At 69.2% G+C, this 2,289-nt stretch carries 3 protein-coding genes; 1 reads left to right on the forward strand and 2 read right to left on the reverse strand.

The window, feature by feature from the left end:
- Positions 1-725 precede the first annotated feature (725 nt).
- Both ACF1FZ_RS35020 and ACF1FZ_RS35025 read right to left on the reverse strand, forming a co-directional pair.
- Positions 726-917, reverse strand: coding sequence for a hypothetical protein (locus ACF1FZ_RS35020; RefSeq protein WP_391777404.1), 192 nt, complete (start codon positions 915-917; stop codon positions 726-728).
- A 664-nt stretch (positions 918-1,581) separates the two neighbouring features.
- Positions 1,582-1,773 (reverse strand): hypothetical protein, encoded by a 192-nt coding sequence (locus ACF1FZ_RS35025; RefSeq protein WP_391777405.1) that lies wholly within the window; start codon positions 1,771-1,773, stop codon positions 1,582-1,584.
- Positions 1,774-2,071: 298 nt separating this feature from the next.
- Here ACF1FZ_RS35025 and ACF1FZ_RS35030 point away from each other — a divergent pair.
- Positions 2,072-2,289, forward strand: a 218-nt coding sequence (locus ACF1FZ_RS35030) for a hypothetical protein (RefSeq protein WP_391777406.1), incomplete at its 3' end; no start/stop codon positions are given.

Here is a 2,289-nt window from a genome sequence, read left to right on the forward strand (position 1 = left end):
CCCGCGGAGCGGGTCCCCTACCGCTGCGCGGTAGGCAGGCGAACCACCCCGCTGCGCGGGGTGGTTGCGCTCCCGCTCCGCGTGAGCGCTGGCCCGGGGCTGCGCCCCGGGCCCACCTCCCGGACTGCGTCCGGGAGGTGACGGTCCGTTCGCTGCGCTCCCGGACCGGGGCGTGCTCCGCACGCCCTGACCGGCCCTGCGCTTCGCTCCGGGCCGCTTGGGGCGGATCCGCTGCGCTCCCTCGCCCAACAGTCCCTCCGGCTGCGCCTCCAGGACCAACGGCCCGCTGACGCGGACCGGGCTGGCTACGGAGGGAGGGCGGTCGGGGTGGTCTGGGAGGGGGACAGCGTGTGCTTCATTTCTGAGGGGTGGCTGGGCTCTGGAATGGTGCTGCATCACCCCTGATGCAGCATGTAGCTTTGGCGGAACCAGACCACACCCCCCAGGGGCGCCACCCCACCCCAGGTACACCCGGTAACCGCACCCGGTGCGCTTATTGACGGGCGGGTTTTAGATGTCGAAAGGGAGCGGTTCGAGGGCGTGCGCTTTTTGCTGCTTGAGTCGGCACGCCATGCACGGGTTTGGCCAGACGTGATCCTCCTCTGGCTCTCCCCCGCAGTGTGGGCATTTCCCGCAGTACGCTTCTCCGCAGTTGTCGCAAAGGTTGTTCTTTTCCATCTCTTCGCTTTTGATCGCTGGCCTGCTCTTCTGGGGTTGTTCTGGCCCTAAGCGGGTTCGATCCAGACCTCGAAATCGAGTCCGCCGATCTCGACCTTGAGGCCCACATCGCCTTGGTACTCGGTGATGGCTCCGACTCCTGTGACCAGGGGATGAGATGCCAGGAGGTGAGCGATGAGGTCCCGGACTCCCGCGCAACTGGGTCCCGTCGTCGGCGTGATCTCAAGATTGGCATCCACGTGCACCCCACAGGCTCGCTACCGCGCTATCTGCCCTTCTCAACGAGCCGGGCCGGAGCGGGTGTCTTCGGTGCTCGCGACGCCTCCCAGGCGCCCTCTGCCCTTGCTGCGTCGGTCACCGGCCGGCGCAGCATCCCTTGGAGCCAGCGCAGCGCCGCCCGCCTTCCCCGAGACCACGCCCAACACCAGCCACCACACCACCACTCCATAGCCAGGCAGTCAGGTAGACGAGGGGAAGTCCGAGCACTCACCACGAGAAAACCGGGGCCTGAGCTGCGGTTGTGCAGAGGCCGGACGAGATCGTGCGCGCCTGATGCTGGAGGGGATGTTGGAAGGGATGTCGGAGGGGATGCTGGAAGGGATGTTGCCGTGCTTGGTCGCTGCGGCGGCCCGCCGGGCCGCCGCAGCCTTCCACCCGCCCCTTCGGGCAGCCCTCGGGCTGCTGAGGGCTCCAGGAGCACCCGGGTGGGCTTGGGAGGCCTAGTCCCTCCGAATGCCGCCTGGCGGATGGCCAGGGGCCCACAGAGGGCTGTCGGGCTGTCAGGGAGGCCCGGAGTACCGCGGCTTCCCCGTGGTGAGTGGCGGCGTTCCCTCTGACCTGCCGTGGTGAGTTTCCGGCAGGGAAACTCACCACGGCCGCGCCGTACTCACCGCGAGAACTTGCTCATCGCCGGGTGACGATCACGGCGACGCAGGCCACCAGGACGGCCGCGCCGGCCATGGCGAGGGTCAGCGGGTCGGTGAGTGCCGGGTGCTCGTGGGACAGGTAGGCCAGCGCGCCCAGCACGAGGCCGGCGACGAGCACCAGGAGCAGCAGGAGCAGCAGGACCAGGGCGCGCAGGTTGGACACGGACATGGGGATCTCTCTTCTCTGTAGGGCGCTCCGGTTGAGCGCGGGGCCACAGTCCGCGAACCGGGCCGGTGAATCGAGTTCTCGCGAAAATCCGTTCCGGCCCTGTGTCAGGCGGGTCCTGACGGGGCGTAGAGGCGGATTCGCGAGTACTTGACAGACGGGTGTCGCGGGGTGGTGGCAGCACGATCGGGGAGGCGGGGGTTAGCGGCGCAAGCTCGTTACACAGGACAGGGAGGGAGTCGGTTACCTGAGAGCTCCCGAACCGGCCCACAGTGCGGCCGGCCGCGGGGAGGATGGGCGGATGAGGATCTACGGCAGGGAGCCGGGCGAGCCGGACGGCGAGGTGCCCGGGCACCGGTCCGCGGCGCTGGTCGGCGGACCGCTGGAGGGGCAGCGCCTCGATGTCACCGGGTGGTCCGTGCAGGAGCTGCTGGAGGGCGCGGCACTCATCGCCGAACTCGGTACGTACGGGCCGGGCGGACGAACCCACTACGAAGGGCGCTCCGGTGACCCCGACCG

It is taken from the genome of Streptomyces sp. NPDC014623 (genome assembly GCF_043088245.1).
Lineage (GTDB): Bacteria > Actinomycetota > Actinomycetes > Streptomycetales > Streptomycetaceae > Streptomyces.